This is a genomic window from Bacillus sp. UNC438CL73TsuS30, assembly GCF_000482325.1.
GTDB lineage: Bacteria > Bacillota > Bacilli > Bacillales > Cytobacillaceae > Neobacillus.
Genome location: NZ_KI535296.1, coordinates 77,867 through 94,089 on the forward strand (window position 1 = coordinate 77,867; position 16,223 = coordinate 94,089).

Annotated in this window: 13 protein-coding genes; 12 read left to right on the forward strand and 1 reads right to left on the reverse strand. The window is 42.3% G+C overall.

The features are described from left to right. Positions 1-159: 159 nt before the first annotated feature. Positions 160-966, reverse strand: coding sequence for an IclR family transcriptional regulator (locus M028_RS0122140; protein ID WP_331280331.1), 807 nt, complete (start codon positions 964-966; stop codon positions 160-162). A gap of 114 nt (positions 967-1,080) precedes the next feature. Here M028_RS0122140 and M028_RS0122145 point away from each other — a divergent pair, with 114 nt between their 5' ends. From M028_RS0122145 to M028_RS0122200, 12 genes are all read left to right on the forward strand, one after another. Further along, on the forward strand, positions 1,081-1,842 hold the full coding sequence (locus M028_RS0122145) for a dimethylarginine dimethylaminohydrolase family protein (RefSeq protein WP_026575790.1): 762 nt from the start codon (positions 1,081-1,083) through the stop codon (positions 1,840-1,842). 151 nt (positions 1,843-1,993) lie between these two features. Beyond that, complete coding sequence (locus M028_RS0122150) at positions 1,994-3,634, forward strand: M20/M25/M40 family metallo-hydrolase (protein WP_026575791.1); 1,641 nt, start codon at positions 1,994-1,996, stop codon at positions 3,632-3,634. Positions 3,635-3,789: 155 nt separating this feature from the next. Beyond that, positions 3,790-5,835: a helix-turn-helix domain-containing protein gene (locus M028_RS31610; protein WP_231510876.1), complete on the forward strand. Its 2,046-nt coding sequence runs from the start codon at positions 3,790-3,792 to the stop codon at positions 5,833-5,835. 284 nt (positions 5,836-6,119) lie between these two features. Further along, positions 6,120-8,309, forward strand: a complete 2,190-nt coding sequence (locus tag M028_RS0122160; protein ID WP_026575792.1) for an acetate--CoA ligase family protein — start codon at positions 6,120-6,122, stop codon at positions 8,307-8,309. Position 8,310: 1 nt separating this feature from the next. Then, positions 8,311-8,751, forward strand: coding sequence for a MaoC family dehydratase N-terminal domain-containing protein (locus tag M028_RS0122165; RefSeq protein ID WP_026575793.1), 441 nt, complete (start codon positions 8,311-8,313; stop codon positions 8,749-8,751). 52 nt (positions 8,752-8,803) lie between these two features. Next, positions 8,804-9,220 (forward strand): MaoC/PaaZ C-terminal domain-containing protein, encoded by a 417-nt coding sequence (locus tag M028_RS0122170; RefSeq protein ID WP_026575794.1) that lies wholly within the window; start codon positions 8,804-8,806, stop codon positions 9,218-9,220. Positions 9,221-9,241: 21 nt separating this feature from the next. Further along, a complete protein-coding gene (locus M028_RS0122175) occupies positions 9,242-10,405 on the forward strand; it encodes a thiolase C-terminal domain-containing protein (RefSeq protein WP_026575795.1) in 1,164 nt (387 codons plus the stop codon). 11 nt (positions 10,406-10,416) lie between these two features. Continuing rightward, entirely contained in the window at positions 10,417-10,833 is a 417-nt protein-coding gene (locus M028_RS0122180; protein ID WP_026575796.1) for a Zn-ribbon domain-containing OB-fold protein, read from the forward strand. Between the two features lie 37 nt (positions 10,834-10,870). After that, positions 10,871-12,067, forward strand: a complete 1,197-nt coding sequence (locus M028_RS0122185) for an acyl-CoA dehydrogenase family protein (protein WP_026575797.1) — start codon at positions 10,871-10,873, stop codon at positions 12,065-12,067. 21 nt (positions 12,068-12,088) lie between these two features. Continuing rightward, positions 12,089-13,225 carry an acyl-CoA dehydrogenase family protein gene (locus M028_RS0122190; protein WP_026575798.1) on the forward strand — a complete coding sequence of 379 codons (1,137 nt, stop codon included), beginning with the start codon at positions 12,089-12,091 and terminating at the stop codon, positions 13,223-13,225. Positions 13,226-13,231: 6 nt separating this feature from the next. Next, positions 13,232-14,704: an aldehyde dehydrogenase family protein gene (locus tag M028_RS0122195; RefSeq protein WP_026575799.1), complete on the forward strand. Its 1,473-nt coding sequence runs from the start codon at positions 13,232-13,234 to the stop codon at positions 14,702-14,704. Positions 14,705-14,781: 77 nt separating this feature from the next. Continuing rightward, positions 14,782-16,203: an MFS transporter gene (locus tag M028_RS0122200; protein WP_051591196.1), complete on the forward strand. Its 1,422-nt coding sequence runs from the start codon at positions 14,782-14,784 to the stop codon at positions 16,201-16,203. Positions 16,204-16,223 lie beyond the last annotated feature (20 nt).

A 16,223-nucleotide genomic window follows, 5' to 3' on the forward strand; every position in this document is an offset into this window, starting at 1 on the left:
CCGGCCGTGGACTTTCTGCTCCTTTTGTCCGTGTGGGGTGGACTCTTATTGTCTATCAGTGATAACAGCTCTCCAATCAGCGAAACACAAAACTAAACAAAAAATGCCTGGCACCAATGTGAAAATTTCACAATGGTGCCAGGCACTAACCAAGACTAGCTAATACCTGTACCCCAACTTCACCGAAATCCTTCTACCATATTCCACTACTCTGTCAATCAACAGCTTTTCCCGCTCCTCCGAAACTTGGAAATTGACATACCCAATGCTAATGGCGCCAATCAGCTCATTCATCTGGTTAAAAATGGGGGCGGCCACCGCCGATGTTCCCTTCGTTTTCTCGCCATGACTGATGCCATAGCCCTGCAATTTTACAGCCTGCAATTTCTCGAAAAATGCGTCCTGGCCCTCAGCAGCGACCAGCGTACCAACAATTTTCTGAGACTCCGCCTGCGGCAGGAACGCGAGCATCGCCTTGTTTGCCGCACCAATATGCATCGGAATCCGATTGCCAAGCTGGTCATAAATTCGAATCGGGTTGGTCGGACAATCAATTCTTTCAACCACAAGCGACTCCAGCCCAAACGGCTTATTGTAATAAACACTTTCTCCAACCTCGTTCATTAATCGCTCCATTTCAGGGCGAATCTGGCCGACAAAATCGAAGCTGTCATATAACTGCAAACCATATTCCAGCCATTTATTTCCCAGCGTGTAAAGCTTCGAGGCCGGATCCTGCTGAATCAGTCCATGATCTTTCATTGAATTCAATAAGCGGTGGATGGTACTAACAGGAAGTTCGCACTCCTTCGATATGTCCGTAATCGACAACCACTTTGCCGCATCACTGCCGGAAATAATCTCGATGATTTCCATCGCACGATCAATCGTTTGCATTTCTTCAGTTCCCCTTTCTAAATAATGATTCAAAATTCCGTAATGTGGAACATTATCCTTACTATACATTAATTTTTTAAAATTAAAAATATTGACATGATTATCGAACTGCTATACTATCAAATTATAAATTTCATTTGATGAAATAAAATTCCACTATGTGAAAAAACGGAGGTCAATTACATGTTTAAAAATGTTATCGTTAAAACCCCAGGGAAAACATATGTAAACGGATTAACCACATCTGATCTAGGAACACCCATTTTAGAAAAAGCGCAAGAGCAACATGCATTTTACATAGCGGCCCTTAAACAGTGCGGCGTAGAGGTAACCGAGCTTCCTGCAAACGAAAACTACCCTGATTCCACTTTTGTTGAGGATACTGCCGTTCTCACCCCAGGATTCGCCGTAGTCACTAATCCTGGAGCAACCACGCGAAATGGCGAAATTATTGAAATGGAACCGGTATTAAAGAAGTTTTATGACAAAATCTATCATATTGAAGCACCAGGAACTCTTGACGGCGGGGATATTTTACAAATTGAAGATCATTTCTATATCGGAATTTCAGCAAGAACCAACCATGAAGGTGCCAAACAATTAAAGCAAATCCTTGAATCGGAAAACTACAAAGCTACCATTGTTGAATTAGAGAAATTCTTCCACTTAAAAACCGGAGTTAACTACATTGGAGAAGGAATCATCTTGGCCGCAGGTGAATTCATCGATCATGCTGACTTCAATTCTTACAAAAAAATTATTGTGCCACCGGAAGAAGAGTACGCAGCCAACTGTATCCGCGTTAACGATTATGTGATCGTCCCAGCTGGATTCCCGGAAACCAAGAAAAATATTGAGGATGCAGGTTTCAAAACCATTGAAGTCGATACAACCGAATTCCGTAAATTAGACGGTGGACTAAGCTGCCTGTCCTTACGTTTCTAATATCTTCATAGAAAAAGCTGCTTAGTTATGCCGCTCTTGACATGAAATGCCAGTCTATTAATGATAGTAAATAGATTGTTATAGCAGTATATTTAAAATGAGTTCCGCTTTTTTAAACAAAGTGTATTACCTTAAAAGGGGATAGAAGATCATGACAGAATATCAATGGGCAACAAAAGAAGGGCTTCGCCGTTTGTTATGCGAGGTGGTGAGCTGGGAAAGCCGGACACTGACGCCGGGAGAACGGGAATTCCCTAAAAAGCTGGAAGCGAAACTACAGAGTTTGCCTTATTTTCAAGAGAATCCTAGTCACTTAGGTCTTCATGATGCGGATTTGGGAAGAAGATTCGTCACCGCTCTATACAAACATCCAGAAGCCCAGGACACCATTGTTCTCATTAGTCATTTTGATACGGTTTTTACAGCGGAATACGGGGATATCGAAGAATTCGCCTTCAAGCCTGAGGAATTAACGCAATTACTTTATAGCCGAATGGACAGCCTGCCGGAGGATGCAAGAGAAGATCTCCTTTCTGGTGAATATCTGTTTGGTCGTGGCACGATGGATATGAAAATGGGCCTTGTTATGCATATGGGATTAATTGAAAAGGCTTCCGCAGAAAAATGGCCAATTAATCTTATTTTACTAACGGTTCCGGATGAAGAAGTCAATTCGGCAGGTATGAGGGCCGCCGTGGTGAAATTAGTTGAAATGCGTGAACAACACGGTCTCACCTATAAATTATTTCTAAATGGAGAGCCGGTATTTACGCAGCAGCCGGGTGACCGCAATTATTATATTTACTCCGGCACAATCGGTAAAATTATGCCTTCCGTGCTTTTTTACGGGCGCGAAACCCATGTCGGCGAACCGCTGAGCGGGATTACTGCAAGCTATATGGCTTCGTTCATGACGCAGGAGATGGAGTGGAACGTCAAACTCGAGGAGACGGTGATGGGAGAAAAGACACCACTACCGGTTACGCTCCAGCAAAAGGATTTAAAAATGGAGTACTCGGCACAAACACCATTTCGTGCGGCCGCCTTGTATAATGTATTTTTAATGAAGCGGAATGCAGCGGAAATTATGGATATTTTTGAAGAGATTGCTGGAGATGCTGCAAAGGCCAGCAATACGGCCTATCAAAAAATTTGTACGGCTCAGGGCGTAAAACCGGTAGGGGAAGTCCGTGTTCTCCGTTATGAACAATTGCTCGAGCATGCTACTAAGAAACTCGGTCAGGAGTTTGTTGATGCGGTGAAAGCGGAGGTTCTTGCGAACAACGAGTGGGATGATCGTGATAAGTCCTTCCAAATTGCCGATACCTTAATGATTGAGTGCCAAGAACTGGCGCCGGCGATGATTTTGCTCTATGCACCGCCATATTATCCGGCCGTCAATTCATCTGATAATGAATTTATTCGTGAATGTGTGAGCCATATTCAAGCGCAGGGCATGGAGAAGTTTGGACTGCCGGTGGGGCAAATCCACTATTTTAATGGCATTTGCGACTTGAGCTATGTGAATTACAACGATACGAATGAGGGATGGAATTCCTTTATCGCCAACACACCGGTCTGGGGGGACAGCTACAGCATCCCATTTGAGGAAATGAAACAACTCCAAGCACCCGTACTGAACGTAGGGCCGTTTGGAAAAGACGCCCACAAACGCACCGAACGCCTCCATATGAAGAGTGCATTTGAAGAAGTTCCAGTGCTGGTGGAGGAGCTGATTAAATCGATTTGCAGGAACAACACGAAGATGAAGGGACAAGTCCCTTGTAAATAAGATTAATGAAGAAAAAGGACAACACCGTGTTGTCCCTTTTTGCTGTTTTCTGAAAATATTGAATACTGTAATAGCGAGTGGTAAACTATATAAAGATAATCTTATCTTCTAAACAACGTGACTTTTTCTACAAATCGCACATTTTCAAGGAGGTAATGATGTTAAATTTCAATGCTGCCGGTCACAATCCAATAGATGCTGATGGGATGAACCCAATTTCAAAACAGTTATCAGCAAAAATAGATAATTATCTGATACTATGCGTCTATGAACAGGATTATAAATTTCAAGATCACGCTGGTTTAGAATGGGAGCAATCCAAGAATTTACTAGCAGCGATGCCGTTATCCGCGGACTCAAAGGGATCTAATACTTTTATTATTTGGGATCGAGTCTATCAGGAGAGCACCCACGTGTTTAATAGTTTGCGTCTTGCGGCTAGGAATCGGTTAATTAGGCATATCTCCAATAATATTGTGAACTATCTTTTAACGAAGTATAAAAAGTTTTCTCCGATATTCTCCACGATTCTTAATAATGCAGAAATGAAAAGCCGGTCGATTCACTATTTTGAGGAGATGTTAAAAAGAGACACTTTTTTAGTTAATGAAGATGTCTGGGATAACTTTTGTGATTGGTTCCGTATCTGTTTAACTGAATGGGTACTGGAAGAAATGGCCCAAACCCTTGGCGAGGATCGATTAGTCCAGCTGGATAAAAAGGAATTAAACGAGCAATTCTATCAATTTATCTCCATGAATTTTTCGCAAAATAAAAATTTTATTACGAGGTTTACAAGTATTGTAAATAACTATAGCTTAGAGTGGGTTGAAAAGATTATTACCTTTTTAAATTTAGAAAATTATTCTATTCAGCAAATCGAATCATTGCTTTGTAAAGATATCTCCATTTCTGAACATCCATCATCTTCTCCTGTAAATGAGTTCACGTTTAATTCAGCGGTAAATGACTGTATATTTGTCATGAATAATGCACCGTATCAATCTGTTCGTGAAGCATTATATAAAATGAGTTTTACACAAAAAGAAGAATTTATTTGGCCCACCTCCCCTATTATGAAGAGCAGTGTTGAGGGGATCTTGCAAATCAAACCCTTTAAAAAGGACTATTACCCATTACATAAAGATCATCCCATTGTTAAGGAAACCTGGGAGGAGGTTAAGGTTTTATCGGATTTAGAAGCAGATATATTTGATGCACTTTGTACCTTCTTTTTATCAAATGCCAAACATCCTGAAGATGTCGTAGAAATCCAGTTGGATGACTTGTTAGCCATTCGGGGCTTAAAGCCAAAAATGGGTGGGGAGGGCCGCCGGGGAGGTTATGAAGAGAAACAGCGACGCCAAGTTATGAAATCGCTCTCAATCATTCAAAAACTATGGATTGACTTGGAAAAAACGATTGTCTATGAAAAAGGGAAGCCAGCCGAGACTGAGCTCCAAGGCAGGGCCTTTCTTTTCGTTGACCAGAATCGAGTCGAGTATCCCATTACGGAAGAAACAAGTGTGAAAAAAATAAGCTATAAAGTAGATCAAGTTTTTTCCAGATACTTATTTGGATCAGGAAGACAGGTGGCTCTTCTTCCTTTGAAAGTGTTACATTATGATCCTTATCGTAAATCATGGGAGAAGCGATTGACAAGATACCTTAGCTGGCGGTGGCGGATACAAGCAAAAAAAGGGGATTATTTACAACCGAATAAAATTAACACGTTACTTGATGCGATCGGTGTCAAAATAAATGAACGAACCCCGTCACGCACGAGAGAAAGATTGGAAAAAGCACTTGATACCTTGCAACAAGATGGGGTGATCGGGGCATGGCACTATGAGAAATGGGAAGAATCAATCGCCGACCAAAAAGGATGGGGGCGTATTTGGCTGAATTCTATGATTACCATTCAGCCGCCGGAATTTATAAGGGAACAATATCATCCGATTAAGAGAAGCCATCAAGGTCAGAATATCAGACAACCCCAGAAAGAAGTATTAGGTGAAGAGGCAGAAATGATTGGAGTTCGTGTAAGGGAGATTAGGGAAACGTTCGACTTGGCTTTAGCACATGTTTCAGAAGAATTGGAAATCTCCACCTCTTATTTAAGCAATATTGAAAGAGGTATTAAAATCCCATCTAAAAAAATTCAGTTCAAGCTGATGAAATGGCTGAAGCGCTTTGAATAAAAAAGAACCTTATGTACATGAAAGTGTGCATGAGGTTCTTTTTTTCGTAAAAACGGTTTATCTTATACATTTGTCGAGGTTGTCTTGTACAAATGTCGGGATGATGTTGTACGTAAAAAATTTACTAGTTTATTTTGCTGTTGATAGACAAAGGTTTTTCCCCATTTTTTCTTTTTTTTCTCCCTAATAATTAAATAATATAAGCTGTTTTGTTTTCTGAATATTAAAAATCAATTGTGTATGATTCAACTATGAAAACAATAGTAAAGATTGGGGTGGAGAAGATGAAAAATGAAAACGTTTCCTTTAAAGGTTTGGACCCCTTATTTTATCCTCGTTCCGTTGCAGTATTAGGGGCGTCAAAAAATCCTAATAAGCTGGGTTACATTCAGGTGAAAGCATTATTGGATGGGAACTATGATGGAGCGATCCTGCCGATTAACCCAAAGGAAACCGAAATTGCTGGGTTAAAATGCTATTCCACATTATCAGATGTCCCTGGACCCATTGATTTAGCAATATTTTGTGTGAGTGCCAGTCAAGTTTTACAAAGCATCGAGGATTGTGGAAAGAAAAATGTGAAAGCCGCCATTATTTTTGCCTCAGGATATTCAGAAACAGGAGTAGAGGGGGCGAGACAGCAGGAAATGATTGCAGATACAGCTAGAAAGTATGGAATTAGATTAATCGGCCCTAACTGTGTTGGTCTCGTCAATACTTTGAATGGATTGGTAGGAACCTTCTCACCGGCTGTAATGAGCCATCCATTAAACGATCAGCGGGCTGTAGGATATGTTTCCCAAAGTGGTGCCTTCGGGATTCTTACTTATATGGCGGCAGCTCAGAACGGACTTACCTTTAATTATTTTGTCAGTGTTGGAAATGAAATGGATACAGAGTTTGCTGACGTTGTGGAATATATGATTCATGACCCAAAAACGAAAGTTATCAGCGGTTATCTCGAGGGAGCTAAAAATCCTGCTAAACTGAGGCAGCTGGCAAAGGAAGCATTGAACAAAAATAAACCAATTGTATTAATGAAAACAGGACGCAGTTCAGCCGGAAGCCGGGCAGCAGCTTCCCATACAGGCTCCTTAGCGGGATCAGACCAAATCTATGACGCATTTTTTAAGCAAACAGGAATCGTAAGAGCAAATGATTATGAGGAAATTATTGCCTTTTCCAAACTATTTCTATCTGGCAAGCTTCCGACTGGACGGAATACAGTGATTATTACAAGTTCCGGAGGAAGGGGGATTAATGAAGCTGACCGCTGTGAGGCAAGCGGGCTAAAGATTACACCCCTAAGGAATGAGACAAAGGAAAAGATAAAAGAAGCTTTACCCTCCTTTGCAAGTGCTGCCAACCCAGTTGACTTAACCGCTGCAGCCGCGGTTACGAATCCTGAGTTGTTTATCGCACCGCTGAAGGCACTTTTGGAAGACCCAGAGATTGATAATTTAATATTTACTGAGTTTCCAATGTTTTGGGGAGACGATCACCCACTATTACAAGAGTTTATTCAAAAGTGTAAGGAATCGGATAAATTTGTTCTGGTTACAACCTTCCCATTACAAGGAATGTCAATCCCTAAAGGGGCCGCTGAAATGGAGAAAAACGGAATCCCTGTTATCCCAGGTAACTTAAATCCAATTGGCGCACTGGCAAAATTGGTAGAGTACAGTGAAAAATATCGTAAAAATCAAATGAACGAGGCTAAAGCTGAACAAAAGCATCCCGTCCTAACAGGCTCAAATCCAAATTTACAGCAGGTGTTAAAGCCTGGTGTAACGCTAAGTGAATTTGAATCAAGTGAAATATTGGAACTATACCATATTCCAACTTCCCAAAAAGCATTAGCACAAACAGTAAAAGATGCTGTTTTGCACGCCAAAAGTATCGGTTTTCCAGTTGTAATGAAAATAGACTCCAAGGATATTCCTCATAAAACAGAAGCAAATGCCATTCGATTGAATTTACAAAACGAACAGGATGTAGTGGATGCCTATGCGGATATTTTAAGTTCCGCTAAAATGTACAATCCTGATGCCGTCATCAATGGTGTATCTGTTCAAGAGATGCTGCCGAAAGGTACAGAGGTAATTGTAGGGGTAACAAAGGACCCAGTTTTTGGACCGGTCATCATGTTTGGTCTCGGGGGAATTTTTGTTGAGACATTCAAAGACATTTCTTTCCGTGTCGCCCCTCTAACCCGTCAAGATGCAGCAGAGATGATGGAAGAAATTAAAGGAAAGGCGATTCTGAAAGGGGTAAGAGGGCAGGCTCCAGCTGACCTTGACGCAATTATCGATGTTTTATTAAAAGTTTCTGATTTAATTTCTGACGCAGATGGTGGGATTGAGGAAATCGATATTAATCCACTCATTGTTTATGAGAATGGCTTAAAAGCGGCGGATGCCTTAATCATTACGAGTCATTCTTCACTTGAAAAAGCGGAAGCAGGGAGGAGATAAGATGGAGTTGGACAGCAGCATTATTGGATTAATGGGTCCAGAATTTACTTTTGAAGTAGAAAAACGACATATACGCCAATTTGCTCAAGCAATTGGAGACCCCAATCCGCTTTATGTAGATGAGGAGTATGCAGCCCTTACTCCTTACTTGGAAATCATTGCCCCGCCCACTTTTCCGATTGCCATTGGTGCGGAAGGTGAAGGGATTGACCTAGGCCTTGACCCAAAGAGAATGCTTCATGGTGAACAGGAATTTATCTATAACCGTCCGATTAGATCCGGGGACAGGTTGGTGTGTCAAATGAAGGTGACCGATTTATATGAACGGGAGGGAAAAAGCGGGAAAATGCAGTTTTTGGTGTTAGATACAGAGATGAAAGATGAGAAGGGAAATCTGGTCGTCATCAGCCGCACGAATATTATTTACCGGCCAAAACAATAGAATCAACCTTTTATTCTTTTAATCTGCGGTTCATACGAAGGAGGGATGATAAATGCTGGTATATGAAGATTTACAAGAAGGGCAGGTTTTACAGCCATTGGGTAAACCACCTGTTACAAAGGTGCAATTAGTAAAATATGCGGGAGCTTCTGGTGATTATAATCCGCTGCATACCGATGATGCGTTTGCCCAAAGCATTGGAATGCCGGGTGTCATTGCCCATGGAATGCTGGTGATGGGTTTTTTAGGGGAATACGTAATGGGGCTGGCCGGCAAAACAGCAGAAATAACGAACTTTCGAATGAGATTCGGCGCTATGACCAGGCCGGTAGATCAAATTACCTGTTCTGCCATCGTCCAAAAATTCTATGAGGAAGATGGCAAACGGTTTGTCAGGTTAGAACTTAAAGCGGAGAAGGCGCCGGAAAAAGTTGTCGGGTCCGGAGAAGCGATTTTACGTTTTTTCTAAAATAAAAAGGGAGGTTTTCTCGTGGGATTGATTAAAGACCGCTATGCGATTGTTGGTGTAGGGGAAAGTGAGCGTTCAAAAAATTCAGGAACAACTCCGCTGCATTTAGCCTTAGATGCAGCAAGAGCTGCCATTCAAGATGCGGGTATTGAAGCGAAAGAGATCGATGGGTTTATGAGCTATAGTGAAAATGATTCTTGTACCTCCCATCAATTAGCCACCTATTTAGGGGTTCGTCCTAAATATGTAAAAGATATCATGGGCGGAGGCAGCAGTACAGAGATGCTGATTGCTGATGCGATTGGATTAATTGAAACAGGTCAGGTCAATACCGTTTTAATTTACCGTTCGATGAATGGACGATCCGGTGTCAGGATGGGCGGCGGCGGATGGGATGTAAATATGCTTCAATCTGCCATTGATGGAGGAAGCTTTATCATCCCTTATGGTGCAGGAGGACCAAGTCAGTGGTTTGGACTTTTTGCAACAAGGCACATGTATGAAACCGGGCTTACGCAAGAACATTTGGGGCATGTATGTGTAAGCTTTTATGAACATGCCCAGCGGAATCCAAAAGCATTTTTTTACGGAAAACCGCTAACCATGGAGGAATATAAAAACACACCGTACTTAAGTTATCCGTTTAATAAGCATGATTTCTGTCTGGAATCAGATGAAGCCAATGCACTGATTGTTACTTCAGCTGAAAGGGCCAAGAATGGTAAATCAAGACCCGTGTACATTATGGGGATTGCGGCAAGACAATGTGTATCCCATTCCCATTACTGGTCAGATCTTTCCGAAGTTGCTGCTGATTATGTTGCCCCTGAAGTATTTAAAATGGCGGGGGTCAAACCGGAAGACCTTCATGTGGCATCCATCTATGATTGCTACAGTTGGGTGGTGTTACGCCAGCTTGAGGCTTATGGAATTGCTCCTCGTGGTCAAGTAGGCGATTTTGTTGCTGATGGAAATTTACGAATGGGCGGGAGATTGCCGAGTAATACGGCAGGTGGCATGCTTTCCGAAGGCTATACACATGGAATGAATAACGTTCTCGAAATTGTTCGTCAGATCCGCCACGATTATAAAGGAACAGACCGTCAAGTAGAAAATTGTGAGGTCGGCTTATGTACTGGCTGGGCGGGGCCAGATATTGCAGGGGCTATGATTCTTAGAAACTAGGAGGGGTAAGAATGGGATATCAAAAACCAATACCATTAAAAAATCAGGATAATCATCCCTTTTGGGACGCCGCGGATCGTCATGAACTTATGATCCAAAAATGTGAAAGTTGTCATCGATACCTGCATCCGCCTGGCCCTGCTTGTGCAAAATGCGGCAGTACAGAACTTAGCTGGGAAAACTTTGGCAGTGATGTAACAGGGACGGTTTATTCCTATGTGATCTCTTATCGCCCTTTTCTTCCAGGATTTCAAGATGATCTGCCGCTTGTAATTGCAATCGTCGAGCTTGAAAAGGCTCCAGACATAAAGTTGATTGGGAACATTCTAAATTGTAGTCCGGAGGATGTTCAAATTGGAATGAACGTAAAAATGACATGGCAGGATATCAACGAAGAACGCGCACTTCCGCAATGGATCCAGGTATAGTATAGAGATTTATTTTTGAAAGGAGGAAATGAAGCAAATGGATTTTTCTTTTACAGAAAGGGAAGAGGCCTTCCGCCAAGAATTACGAACATGGCTGGAAAATAATTTACCGGATGGGTGGCTTGCAGGAAAAAGAGAGCTTCCAAAAGAGCGAAATGAGTACTCTCAATTCTTAAGAAACTGGCAAAAAAAATTATATGAGGGTGGATACGCTGCAATTGCCTGGCCGGAAAAATATGGAGGCCGGAACGCCAGTTTAATAGAGGAGATTATTTATCAGCAGGAAATGGTCCGAGTAAAAGCTCCGCCATTGGTAAATTATGTTGGGATTCATATGGTCGCGCCTACATTGATGCAAATCGGGACAGAAGAACAACAAGCTGCCTATATTCAGAAAATATTAACAGGTGAAGAAGTTTGGTGCCAGGGATATTCGGAGCCGAACGCAGGATCTGACTTAACGGCCATCCAGACCTCTGCAGTGCGGGATGGGGATCGTTGGAAAATTAATGGACAAAAAGTGTGGACGAGTTTTGGACATTTAGCAGACCGCTGTTTTCTTCTTGCAAGAACAAGCAAGGGAGAGAAAAAGCATAAAGGAATTACCGTTTTCCTATTAGATATGAAACAGCCTGGAGTAGAAACACGGCCTATCATTCAGATGGATGGCAAACATGATTTTAATGAAGTGTATCTAGAAGATGCTATTGCTTACGATGCCGACATTGTCGGTGAGGTAGATGAAGGCTGGAAGGTAATGATTGCCCTCTTAATGCACGAAAGAACTGGAATCGGAGCACAAGTCTTTACTTTGGAACAGCAATTTCAAGATTTAGTCGTTTTAACAAAAGAATTGCGAGAAGATGGCCAACCACTAATTAAAAATCCGTTTGTTCGCAAAACAATGGTTGATTTATACACACGGTCGAGGGGTTCTCTTCTAAACTATTATCGAAATCTGACCAAGACATTAAAAAATGGGCATCCAGGTGCAGAAGGTTCCATGGATAAATTATTGGTTAGTGAATTAACCAAGGAATTATTTGCTCAATCTATGTCCATACAGGGGCATCAAGGTGTGCTATGGAAAGAGGATTCCCTAATCGGAGATTCGTATTGGCAAGAAGGTTTTCTTTATTCATTCGGTATGACCATTGGGGGCGGAACGAGCGAAGTTCAGAAAAACACGATCGCGGAGCGGATTTTAGGACTTCCTAAAGATATGGGAAGATAGTGAAAACGGGGGTGACAAGTTATGGATTTTTCATTAAGTGAAGAACAAGAGATGTTCCGCAATTATGTTCACAAGTATTTAAATGATAAGGGGCAAACGAAAATTGCCCGAGAGTTTATTAAGGGTGAAAGAGAATTCTATCAATCTGCCTTTTTAGGACTGGTGGAGTTAGGCTGTACCGGCATCAATATTTCGGAAGATTACGGTGGAATGGGACTTGGAGCACTGGATTTAGTTCCGATTCTGGAAGAGTTAGGCAGCAACGTACTCCCTGGTCTGTATTTAGAAACCAACGCATTTGCAGTACCTTTGCTGGAGAGATTTGGAACAACCGAGCAAAAGGAAAAGTACCTGCCTGCGGTTGCCGATGGAACACAAACTTTTTCCCTTGCTTGGCTTGAACCGGGAGGGAGTTACAACCCATCAGATATAAGAATGACTGCTTCCTTAACGGGTGATCGAATCATTCTAAATGGAACAAAGACACTTGTTCCAGATGCCGAGATGGCGAATAGTTTGATCCTGCTTGTTCGTACGAGGGAGGGAGATGGAACTGAAGGGGTGTCACTTGTAATCCTTGATCAATCTGATACCAAAATAAGGATTAAGAGACTAGCAAATATAGATGAAACACGTCAGTTAGCTGAAATTACTTTAGAAAGTGTTTCCATCTCAAACGAGCAATTGATTGGGCCTATCCATAAAGGCTGGGAGGTTCTGCAGGATGGATTGCTTTCGATCAATGCGGCACTTGCATCCGTGATGGTTGGCGGAATGGACAAGGTCGTCGAAATGGCGGCCGAATATGCAAAGATTCGGGAACAGTTTGGCCAGCCAATTGGCCGTTTCCAGGCAATCAAGCATAGGATTGTCGATATGAAGCTCGATCTTGAAACAGCAAGATCCTTAGCCTACTATGCGAACTGGGCATTAGAAAGCAGGGCAGAGGATCGTGTACAGGCGATTTTCAGCGCCCGAATTTTTGCCAGTGAAGCCTTTAACCGTGTCTCGGCACATAATATTCAAATTCACGGCGGCATTGGGTTTACAGAAGAAATCGACTGCCATTTATTTGTGAAACGGGCACGCTTTTATGAAAATTACCTGGGAAGCACGCAAAGCTATTATGAAAAAACAGCAGCTTCATTGGGGTGGTGATAGTAGATGGAAATCGTAAGTGAAATCAAGAAATACCAAAATCAAATGAATGGAAAAGCTGTGCCGGCATCATCCGGCAAAACCATTGATAGTATTGACCCGGCAACAGGTAAAGTGTGGGCAAAGGTGCCCGGCAGTTCTATACAGGATGCCGAAGAAGCAATTTCTTCTTCAAAGCGGGCTTTTAACGATTGGGCCGCCTTATCAGCGATGGAACGTGCGGCTTATCTAAGAAAAATTGGCGATCAATTAGTCCTGCATGCCGAAGAGCTGGCCGCATTAGAAACAAAAGACATTGGCTGGGTCATCCGGGAAACAAGCTATGGATTGATTCCGGTATTGACGAGTATTTGGCATGATGCTGCTGGTGCTGCAGCCGTGGCAAGCCGGGGAGAAACGGTTCAGCTCGATTCAAAGAGTTTTGGATATACGCTGCGAGAGCCATTAGGGGTGGTGGTTGGCATTCTTCCGTGGAATGCACCACTCTTTACCTTTACGATTAAGGCTGCCTATGCACTTGCTGCAGGAAATACGGTGATTATTAAGCCCTCTGAATTGGCCTCTGTGTCAAGCTTACGATATGGCGAAATTTTGAATACCATTCTTCCCCCTGGAGTCTTAAATGTTGTCTCCGGTGATGGGGAGATTGGCGATGCATTGGTTCGTCATCGGGATGTGAATCGGGTTAGCCTGACAGGATCAGTGAATACAGCGAAAGCAATTGTCCGTTCCTCTGCACAGGCACCGAAGCCACTGACTTTTGAGTTAGGTGGAAAGTCGCCTAATATTGTATTCGCCGACGCAAACCTTGAAAAAGCGGCTGAAGGCGTAACGCTTAATGGCATTTTTACAGGAAACGCAGGGCAAATTTGTGTAGGCGGTTCAAGAATCCTGATTCAAAGGCCAGTATTCGAGAAAATGCTTTCCTTAATGAAAGAACAAATCGAGAAAAATATTAAGTTGGGAAATCCGATGGACCTGGAAACGACTATGGGACCGATTGCCAATAGTGTTCAATATAAAAAAGTATGTAACTATATTGAGTTAGGTAAAGAGGAAGGCGGAGAGATTATTGTCGGTGGCCGTTATGGGGGAGCTGCTCTGCTGCCAAACCACCCTTCATTTGCTGAAGGATATTGGATTGAACCGACCTTGATTCTTGTTGGTAGCAATTCCCTACGGATCTGCCAAGAAGAGATTTTTGGACCTGTTGCAGTTGTTATTGCCTTTGATACCGAAGAAGAAGCTCTAAAAATCGCAAATGAAACGGCTTATGGTCTTGGAGCAGGGGTTTGGACGACAAACTTAGATCGTGCTCATCGAATGATCAGAAAATTGGAATCCGGTAATGTGTGGGTAAATACGTATCGAAGAGTGGGACCAGAGCTGCCGTTTGGTGGTGTAAAGGAAAGTGGCTATGGAACGGATTCGATTCTAGAGAACACACGGGAAAAGACGTGCATTATCGAAATGGGGTAAGAGATAGGGAAACTTTTTAGTTTCCCTATTTATACCGATAAAGATGGATTGGATCATTCAAATTGGAGGGGAAATTATTGGAGGAGAAATATATTAGAAGATCTTTTCACTTCTTATGTCTTGGGATTCTACTTGTCGTTTTTGCAGAGGCAACACATATACCAGCCTATCCCAAAATGCTAGAGCACTTTCATTTAGGTGCAGGGTATGCAGTCTATATGCAATTGGGGTTTGCACTAGGACTAACAGGATTCCAGCCCTTAATGGGATGGCTATCCGATTCTTTTGGACAAAAAATAGTGGTGCTTTTTGGCGCAGGATTTCTGGCCATTGGTTCCATTTTAATTGCTACAGCTCCTGCGTTTTGGGTCTTGGTAGTAGGTCTTTTCTTAAAAGGCTTTTCCGGTGCGGCTGTTATTCCTGCAGGAGTTTCCTTCGTTGGAAAATACTTTACCCATCAGCAACGTGGTAAAACGATGGGGATTTATGGGTTTTATACGGTGATTGGAGGACTTGCTGGGCCGATTTTAAGCGGAATCCTTATAGATCGTTTCGGGTGGAACTCTATCTTTTTCCTCTGTAGTTTCTTTGGTGTTCTTTCCTTCCTGTTATTTGCTTTAGGTGTTCCAAATGTAAAAGGTAAAAGGTCAGAATCCTTCGATTTCTTAGGTGTAATCTTTGTATTCTTATTGCTCGGAGGACTCCTGACCGTTCCAACCTTTATAAACAATTATGGAATTTCCTCTTGGATGTGGGTTCCAGCTCTAGTGGTTTCCATTCTTTCCTTCCTATTGCTATTGGCTGTCGAAAAAAAACAGAAGAAGCCACTGTTAGATATCAAATATGCAAAAACAAGAACCTTCTGGGGCCCTTCGATCATTGCAGTGATTATGTATATGTCGTTTAGTAGTGTCATGTACGTTTTAACATTCTTTGTCCAAAGTGTACAAGGGAAATCTTCAACCGTTGTTGGATTATTACAGTTCCCGCTATTTTTGACAATGGCAGTAGCGAATATCATAAGCGGAAGATTAATGGGGAAATACTCCCCGCGCAGGTTAATTGGTGTAGCCATCGCATTATTAGTGGCAGGAGTCGGAATGTTATCGATGGCAAGAACCGATACCTCCTTTACCTATTTATTTATTTCTATGAGTTTAATTGGATCGGCAATTGGAACGGTTGGTCCGGTAGTGAAATCGGTGATTGTATCAAAAGCGAGTCCAACCCGTCTAGGTGTTGTTTCGTTTACTTATATTACGATTGAGAATGTTGCTTCCCGTGTCGGAGCCTCATTTGCCCTTGTCGCATTTGCTTTGTTCTCGGCCGGAGGAAATGCCTCAAGCGCCCTTTCAACTACAGCTCTTTTATTAACCATTTTTACGGCAGTGTCGTTCCTATTTCTTATGTTCATTCCCAAAAAGAATGAGGCAAACGGAGAGGAAAGCGTGGAAGTTATAGATCTCAATCAAGATTCCGAAACCACAACTATAGGTTGATAATGGATCTAAAACAAAAA

Coding starts and splice junctions, on each gene's coding strand:
- M028_RS0122140 (WP_331280331.1), bottom strand. CDS start 966: ATGTATAGTAAGGATAATGTTCCACATTACGGAATTTTGAATCATTAT.
- M028_RS0122150 (WP_026575791.1), top strand. CDS start 1,994: ATGACAGAATATCAATGGGCAACAAAAGAAGGGCTTCGCCGTTTGTTA.
- M028_RS0122170 (WP_026575794.1), top strand. CDS start 8,804: ATGCTGGTATATGAAGATTTACAAGAAGGGCAGGTTTTACAGCCATTG.
- M028_RS0122165 (WP_026575793.1), top strand. CDS start 8,311: ATGGAGTTGGACAGCAGCATTATTGGATTAATGGGTCCAGAATTTACT.
- M028_RS0122195 (WP_026575799.1), top strand. CDS start 13,232: ATGGAAATCGTAAGTGAAATCAAGAAATACCAAAATCAAATGAATGGA.
- M028_RS0122160 (WP_026575792.1), top strand. CDS start 6,120: ATGAAAAATGAAAACGTTTCCTTTAAAGGTTTGGACCCCTTATTTTAT.
- M028_RS0122185 (WP_026575797.1), top strand. CDS start 10,871: ATGGATTTTTCTTTTACAGAAAGGGAAGAGGCCTTCCGCCAAGAATTA.
- M028_RS0122190 (WP_026575798.1), top strand. CDS start 12,089: ATGGATTTTTCATTAAGTGAAGAACAAGAGATGTTCCGCAATTATGTT.
- M028_RS0122180 (WP_026575796.1), top strand. CDS start 10,417: ATGGGATATCAAAAACCAATACCATTAAAAAATCAGGATAATCATCCC.
- M028_RS0122145 (WP_026575790.1), top strand. CDS start 1,081: ATGTTTAAAAATGTTATCGTTAAAACCCCAGGGAAAACATATGTAAAC.
- M028_RS31610 (WP_231510876.1), top strand. CDS start 3,790: ATGATGTTAAATTTCAATGCTGCCGGTCACAATCCAATAGATGCTGAT.